13 protein-coding genes are annotated in these 5,997 nt (G+C 29.0%); all 13 read right to left on the bottom strand.

The genetic code is table 11. The annotated features are described in order from the left end of the window. Positions 1 to 13: 13 nt before the first annotated feature. Positions 14 to 565 (bottom strand): ERF family protein, encoded by a 552-nt coding sequence (locus VLM92_RS07970; protein ID WP_325275807.1) that lies wholly within the window; start codon positions 563 to 565, stop codon positions 14 to 16. A gap of 174 nt (positions 566 to 739) precedes the next feature. After that, positions 740 to 964, bottom strand: a complete 225-nt coding sequence (locus VLM92_RS07965; RefSeq protein ID WP_325275806.1) for a hypothetical protein — start codon at positions 962 to 964, stop codon at positions 740 to 742. A gap of 47 nt (positions 965 to 1,011) precedes the next feature. Then, a complete protein-coding gene (locus VLM92_RS07960; protein WP_325275805.1) occupies positions 1,012 to 1,161 on the bottom strand; it encodes a hypothetical protein in 150 nt (49 codons plus the stop codon). Beyond that, positions 1,162 to 1,332: a hypothetical protein gene (locus tag VLM92_RS07955; protein ID WP_325275804.1), complete on the bottom strand. Its 171-nt coding sequence runs from the start codon at positions 1,330 to 1,332 to the stop codon at positions 1,162 to 1,164. Continuing rightward, entirely contained in the window at positions 1,325 to 1,591 is a 267-nt protein-coding gene (locus VLM92_RS07950) for a hypothetical protein (RefSeq protein WP_325275803.1), read from the bottom strand. The genes VLM92_RS07955 and VLM92_RS07950 overlap by 8 nt, the downstream gene beginning before the upstream one ends. Before the next feature lie 139 nt (positions 1,592 to 1,730). After that, a complete protein-coding gene (locus VLM92_RS07945) occupies positions 1,731 to 1,904 on the bottom strand; it encodes a helix-turn-helix transcriptional regulator (protein ID WP_325275802.1) in 174 nt (57 codons plus the stop codon). After that, a complete protein-coding gene (locus VLM92_RS07940; RefSeq protein WP_325275801.1) occupies positions 1,892 to 2,431 on the bottom strand; it encodes a hypothetical protein in 540 nt (179 codons plus the stop codon). The genes VLM92_RS07945 and VLM92_RS07940 overlap by 13 nt, the downstream gene beginning before the upstream one ends. Before the next feature lie 33 nt (positions 2,432 to 2,464). Next, the gene (locus VLM92_RS07935) at positions 2,465 to 3,052 is read right to left on the bottom strand and encodes a hypothetical protein (RefSeq protein ID WP_325275800.1); all 588 of its coding nucleotides are present in this window, start codon (positions 3,050 to 3,052) and stop codon (positions 2,465 to 2,467) included. Positions 3,053 to 3,156: 104 nt separating this feature from the next. Beyond that, entirely contained in the window at positions 3,157 to 3,561 is a 405-nt protein-coding gene (locus VLM92_RS07930; protein WP_325275799.1) for a GIY-YIG nuclease family protein, read from the bottom strand. Positions 3,562 to 3,610: 49 nt separating this feature from the next. Beyond that, positions 3,611 to 4,579 carry an FtsK/SpoIIIE domain-containing protein gene (locus tag VLM92_RS07925; RefSeq protein ID WP_325275798.1) on the bottom strand — a complete coding sequence of 323 codons (969 nt, stop codon included), beginning with the start codon at positions 4,577 to 4,579 and terminating at the stop codon, positions 3,611 to 3,613. 47 nt (positions 4,580 to 4,626) lie between these two features. Beyond that, positions 4,627 to 4,851 carry a hypothetical protein gene (locus VLM92_RS07920; RefSeq protein ID WP_325275797.1) on the bottom strand — a complete coding sequence of 75 codons (225 nt, stop codon included), beginning with the start codon at positions 4,849 to 4,851 and terminating at the stop codon, positions 4,627 to 4,629. A 167-nt stretch (positions 4,852 to 5,018) separates the two neighbouring features. Next, positions 5,019 to 5,723 (bottom strand): NUMOD1 domain-containing DNA-binding protein, encoded by a 705-nt coding sequence (locus VLM92_RS07915; protein ID WP_325275796.1) that lies wholly within the window; start codon positions 5,721 to 5,723, stop codon positions 5,019 to 5,021. Positions 5,724 to 5,771: 48 nt separating this feature from the next. Then, on the bottom strand, positions 5,772 to 5,997 hold a 226-nt coding region (locus VLM92_RS07910), incomplete at its 5' end, for a hypothetical protein (protein ID WP_325275795.1).

The raw sequence follows: 5,997 nt of genomic DNA, 5'->3' as shown, positions 1-5,997 counted from the left end.
AATCCCCCTACTTTTATTTTTTTTCTGCTTCTGCTTTAGCTTTGTAGCCATCAAACACTCTTTTGTATTCTTCGTCTGTTAAATCCTCAATGCCCTTGTTAAAAGTTTTCTTAATTGCACTATCTACTGCATCTTTACTTATTCCACTTTTCTTAGCTTCTCTATATATTTTTTCAGCTTTCCCACTTATTGCGTCAAAGCTATCACTTTCAACTATGTTAAGCAACTGTATATATAAATACCTAGTTAAATATGTTTGTATTCCACCCAAATTTTGTATATCATTCGTTCCCTTTAGTGTTAATTCCCTCATAGGACTTGTAAACTGTATTTGCTCACTTGGGTTATCTCCATTTATTACTGTCATTGTAGCCATTTCATTTGTAAAATTTATCATAGGACACAAATTAAATTCTTTTAACAAGCTTGTCGCAGGAACTAAAAAATCACCTAATTCATAATATTTAAACCCTGCGAACTTATTTAATCCACTTTTCTTTAATTCTAAGCCATGAAACTTAACTCTTACTTCCATTAATTTAGTGTATATGTTTTTGCTCTCCATCTAAAACCACTCCTTTTTATTTTGTAGTCATTCCCTTACATTTACCATCTTTTATAATCAAGTATAATCCATTCTTAGCCATTTCTTTAGCTTCTTCAATAGTTATATCATTAATACTTTTAAAGTTTCGCATATCCCCAAAATATCCTTTTTCTTTAGTATTATGTCTACCCCTTAACTGTATTTCTCTTTGTAAATTTCAACATCATCTATCACTGACTTTTGCATCTGTATCAATCTATCTAAGTAAATCTGCTTTGACTTATATTTCCTATACAACTTTTGAACTTTTTCATCAGCTACAACTGCATCATTTTCAGTCCATATTCTTTTTGCTTCTTCTGCATATTCCATGTAAACCCTTACCAATTCACTTTCCAACCACTTCAATTCTTCCATCTGCCCACCACCTTATGTTCAGTAGAGGGAAATTAATCCCCCTACCCTTAATAACCTAAGCTTCTTAACTCATTTTCTAACTCCATTTTTTCAGCCTTTAACATATCAGTTTCCCATTCTGAATTGCTATAACTTTTCAAGCTTCTTTCAACTTCTTCTATTCTACCAACTATTTCCATTCCTCTCAATTCTTCCATTTATATATCCCCCTTTAAATCTCTCTCTGACATAGGCTCGATATATTCTTCTTCCTCGTATTCCTTTTCATTATAGAAGCTTTCTTCATAATCCCCAAAAGTTATGCTAGAGGAAAATAATTCCTCTAGCAATCTATCAGCTTCAAAATTAGATATAGGTTTTTTAGACATTTGCAACACCACCAACTTTATATATAAGTTCATCTCTAAACATAATGCTTACATATCTAGCTTTGTGTTGGATTTCTTTTTCTAAGTCCTTTAGCTTTTCTTCTCTTTCGCAATAGTCCTCATTGTCTGCTTCATCTGTATCAAAAGTTAATTCGCTTCTTTCCCTTAAAATGCTTATTTGTTCTTCTATCATGGAAGATATTTCCCTTTTCATATCTTCTATTTTTTCTATTTCTCTTTCCATTTGTTTTTTAGTCATTTTAAACACCCCTTTTTTAATTTTCAATGAGCTATTTGTTTTTCTTTGTATACTTATTATATCACAATTGAGTACAAAAGATACATTTTATTTAAAAATAAATCGAGAAATTTTCGACAAACTTCTCAATCTTTTCCTTTTATTTTATTTCTATTCCTAGCACTTCTTTTATTTTCTCTTTTTCCAACTTAGTAAATTTCCTATCTCCATTTATCTTCTTATACAAAGCATTTCTTTTTATTCCTAGCACTTCTTCTGCAAATTCTTCAAGTGTGTAGCCTTTTTCCTTTATAGTGAATTTTATATTATCCATTTAAACTGCTCTACCTCCAAATTTCCTAATTTTTTCTTTTCAGTATCTATTTTGAAATTATTAGTTATATAAAAATCTGCAAAATTAGTTTCATTTGTTCCATTCAATACTCTTCCTGTGTCAAAGTATGCACTAAAAACATTAAAACAATTCGTTTCCTCTTTTTTAAAATATTTATCAACCTTTCTCATTTTTAAAGACACACTATCTATGCATTTTTTATTTTTCATTGTTCCAAAAGCATAAGCTACATAATACTTATTTCCTTTGCTATCATAAACAAAACTATCAATTTCAAATCCTAAATATTTATAAAATTTAATAGTTTCTAATTTTCGTATTTCCCATAATTGCACCCATTCTTCATCTTCTGTCAACATACGATTCATATTTATATTATGATAATCTTCCATTCTTTTAATAAAATACTTTTGGAATGGTGTACGTTCACTAATAACTTGTTCCCATACATTATAAAGCAAATCAATTAATTCATTTCCTTTCGTACCATATATATTATTATACATAATATCACCTTTTAAAATTTAACTCAAAAGGGGTTATCTCCCCCAATAAGCTATATATTTTTTCAAACTTTCATTATCTGATAATAATATTTTCTTGCTTCTTTGGCTTCTACTGATTATTTCAATATTAGCAACTTTGTCTATGTCTGCAACATATATCTCATTGTCATTTTCTTTTTTATACTCAATATACATTTTGAATTCTTTTTCTTTGTCGTAATTATAACTTTTGTAATACTGTCCAAAACGAATATCTAATATTTTACCAACTGATTTAGATTCACCATTAAATATTATTTCTAATACATCGCCTCTTTTTAATTTCATGCCTTTTACTTGCGATACTCTTTTTACAAATCTACCCTCTAAAACAACTACATTATTATTTTCTGCTTCTGCTACCTCATTTACATTTTTTTTATTAGTATTTAATAATTCTATTTTTAATTCGTTAAGTCTTTTTAATTCTTGTATATGCTTTTCTATTACTCTTTTTCCACATTCTGTATTTGGGTTTAATATTTCTATCATTAATACATTGTATCTTATTTCCTGCTCTATTGTTGCTTTACCTTCTTTTATTAAGCTGCATAACATTTTTATTTCATCAGTTTTTTTCATTTTTACCCCTCCTTAAAATTCTTTATACTTTATTATATCATAAATGAGTACAAAAGATACTAAAAATTCAAAAATAAATAAAATATTTTATAAAAAAATAAGGACTAAATAAGTCCTAGTAATTTTCCTAACATAAACATTAAATATATAAATGCAACTACTTTCCACATAAAGCCTGTATTTTGAACTCGTAAAGGCTTAGTTGGTCTTATTTCCCTATATAACTTCCATTTATTTTCAATTATATCTAAAGTCATATCATCATTTTGCTTATTTAGCTTATTATATTTTGGCTTATACCTATTTATTTCTACTACTTCCATAATTTGAGCATCTGATTTAGTTTTGTATTTCTGATATTCTATCTTGCAAGTTTCTTTATAACATTTTTGGTCAAGATGTCCCTTATCTCCAAAATGTTGACTTAATCGTTGATCCAAAGTTTGCCCTGTATAACCTATATATATAGTAATATCTGATTTATCTTTAAACCTGTAAATATAAGCCATAAATACACCTCTTTCCCTTTTGAAATCCCATTTTGATAATTATATTATATCACTTTTGCAGATACTTTAAATAGCCTTTGACATCTTCCATTTGAGTAAAGAAACTTTGAGTGAGTATAAGTTTTCCATCTACATCATACTTGCATCTTCCTTTATCCTTTATATCTTGTAAATTAGCATTTTTTATTATCATATCACTATCGACTTTATCAGCAGTCGCTAAGCCTATTCTATGAATAGTATGTGATTTAATTTTTCCTACTGTGTCCTTTGAAGGAATTTGCGTTGCAACTATGAAATAAATTCCATATGCCCTTACTAAGCCCATGCATTTAATTAATTTATCTCTTAATTTTGTATTGTCGCAAATCTGTGACACTTCATCTATTACAACTATTACAGGCTTTATTTTGTCAGCTTCGGCTTCGTTATAATCTATTATATTAAAGTATCCTTTTTCCCTTATTTTATTTGCTCTCTCCTTACCCTCTTTACTTAAACTATCTAACATTTTATTAAATCTATCTTCTTCAAATATACATTCCCTATTGACTTGTTGGTAAATTTCAAACGGTGGCAAATCTGTATTTTTAAAATCAACTAAAATTATTTTCAAATGGTCCTTGTCGTAAGTGAGCATTAAAGAAATTAATATTGTTCTAATTATTGAAGTTTTCCCATATCCTGTAGCACCTGCTATTAACAAGTGATTATTTTTGTAAAAGTCTATCCATACAGGATCATTATATAAATCATATCCTATACATACTCTTAGAGTGCCTTTGCTATTGGTCCATATATATTTATAAGGTAACATTTTAGGCATTTCCAAAGAAGCTAATTTATTTTTATATTCCTGTATTTCTTTTTTCATTTCTTCTAATTCTTTATTTTCTTTCACTTTATCATACTTCTTCTTTATAACCTTTTTATCTTCCTCTAAGTCAACCCAAGCACTTATAAACCATCTACAATAGGCAAATAACCCATTAACTATAGGTGTCAATGCATTAGACATATTATCACCCCTTTAAAGTAGTAAAGGCTAAAGGATTAACCCTCAGCCTATACAATCCCAATATTTTCTAATTTTCTTTTAATATAACTTATATCTGTCCTTAGATATTTAATGTCACACTCCAATTCAGCCATTCCATATTTGCTATTATAGTGATCTCTTAACAACTCACAAACTAACTGTGATGCGTTTCCTTCTTTTATCAGTCGGTTATACTCGTTCTCATATTCTTCTGTGAAGCTTATACCCTTTACCCTTCTACCCTCGACCATCTTTTACACCTCCTATAGCATTTGCATTAAAGTCCCAATAAACCAACCCAACATAATATAACTTGAATATCCTAACATTATTCTTCCCCCTTATCATCTTTGTCTGAATCCCATAAAATTTCATCTACACTTCTATTATTTTCAGCCATCTTAAAATGCCCCCTAATTTATTTATATTTCCATACATAACCACCTGCCGTTTTTAATATACCCTTACAACAACTACATATATTCCCACTTGAAATTCCTGTTTTTCTATATGCTTCACTCAAACTTTCATATTCGCATATAAACTCATTATCAATAGTAAGTTGAATAATAGGCTTCCTTTGGCAATCACTAGGATAGCCATTTCTTTTATTTCTTTCCCTATTATTTTCAGCACGATTAACAATTAATGCAGTTTCATTAGAGTAGCATTTTTCATTTGGGCTTAATATATCTTTATCTATATGCCACTTACTAGGTTCTGATATTAGCCTTTCATAATTTTCCTTAGCTTCTATATCTCTAACATAGTTACTGAAAATCAACCAATCATTAGAAACGTAAGCCCCTTTTTCTCCATAGTACTTATATTCACTACAACTTTCAGAATAGCACCTATAAATCATACCTCGCCACCTACCATAAAGCACGTGTTTCTTATCTTGTCTTCCTAAATCGTACACTCCAACACCACAAACGTTAGGCTTTAAATAATCCCTAACAAATCCCCTTCTTATGCTACTAACACTTGTTCTAGCTTCATAACCACTTTCAAATCTAACTACCCTATAATTAGTATCTTTTTCTATGCTTATTATTTCTAACTCGCTTCCATTTTTCATTGTAAACTTTTTACCAACTGCATACTTATCTGTTAGTTTCATAACTTAATACCCTCTTTTTTTAATAGTTTAAGTATATTATACCACAATTTAAAATGCACCGCGACGTTTATTTACTGTATACCCTCCCAAAACTTCTACTGTTTCAAACTCTAATTCATTTATCAATTTATCCTTTACCATGTAAAAATCATTTTCAAATTCTTCGCCTGCATCTTTGCATACTTGATAAAATTCTGTATAAGTCATTTCTTCTTTAGTTGTCAATATTGCTAATACTTCCCCTGTTTTGCTTTCTAGTGTAAATATTTTATTC

Source organism: Romboutsia sp. (assembly GCF_035470145.1).
GTDB lineage: Bacteria > Bacillota > Clostridia > Peptostreptococcales > Peptostreptococcaceae > Romboutsia_D.
Note: the sequence above shows the minus strand (reverse complement) of the source record. Positions and strands in the feature narration are given on the sequence as shown.

What these genes read in the sequence shown, in the direction of transcription:
- VLM92_RS07970 (WP_325275807.1), bottom strand. Translation starts at nt 565, where the DNA reads ATGGAGAGCAAAAACATATACACTAAATTAATGGAAGTAAGAGTTAAG.
- VLM92_RS07965 (WP_325275806.1), bottom strand. Translation starts at nt 964, where the DNA reads ATGGAAGAATTGAAGTGGTTGGAAAGTGAATTGGTAAGGGTTTACATG.
- VLM92_RS07960 (WP_325275805.1), bottom strand. Translation starts at nt 1,161, where the DNA reads ATGGAAGAATTGAGAGGAATGGAAATAGTTGGTAGAATAGAAGAAGTT.
- VLM92_RS07955 (WP_325275804.1), bottom strand. Translation starts at nt 1,332, where the DNA reads ATGTCTAAAAAACCTATATCTAATTTTGAAGCTGATAGATTGCTAGAG.
- VLM92_RS07950 (WP_325275803.1), bottom strand. Translation starts at nt 1,591, where the DNA reads ATGACTAAAAAACAAATGGAAAGAGAAATAGAAAAAATAGAAGATATG.
- VLM92_RS07945 (WP_325275802.1), bottom strand. Translation starts at nt 1,904, where the DNA reads ATGGATAATATAAAATTCACTATAAAGGAAAAAGGCTACACACTTGAA.
- VLM92_RS07940 (WP_325275801.1), bottom strand. Translation starts at nt 2,431, where the DNA reads ATGTATAATAATATATATGGTACGAAAGGAAATGAATTAATTGATTTG.
- VLM92_RS07935 (WP_325275800.1), bottom strand. Translation starts at nt 3,052, where the DNA reads ATGAAAAAAACTGATGAAATAAAAATGTTATGCAGCTTAATAAAAGAA.
- VLM92_RS07930 (WP_325275799.1), bottom strand. Translation starts at nt 3,561, where the DNA reads ATGGCTTATATTTACAGGTTTAAAGATAAATCAGATATTACTATATAT.
- VLM92_RS07925 (WP_325275798.1), bottom strand. Translation starts at nt 4,579, where the DNA reads ATGTCTAATGCATTGACACCTATAGTTAATGGGTTATTTGCCTATTGT.
- VLM92_RS07920 (WP_325275797.1), bottom strand. Translation starts at nt 4,851, where the DNA reads ATGGTCGAGGGTAGAAGGGTAAAGGGTATAAGCTTCACAGAAGAATAT.
- VLM92_RS07915 (WP_325275796.1), bottom strand. Translation starts at nt 5,723, where the DNA reads ATGAAACTAACAGATAAGTATGCAGTTGGTAAAAAGTTTACAATGAAA.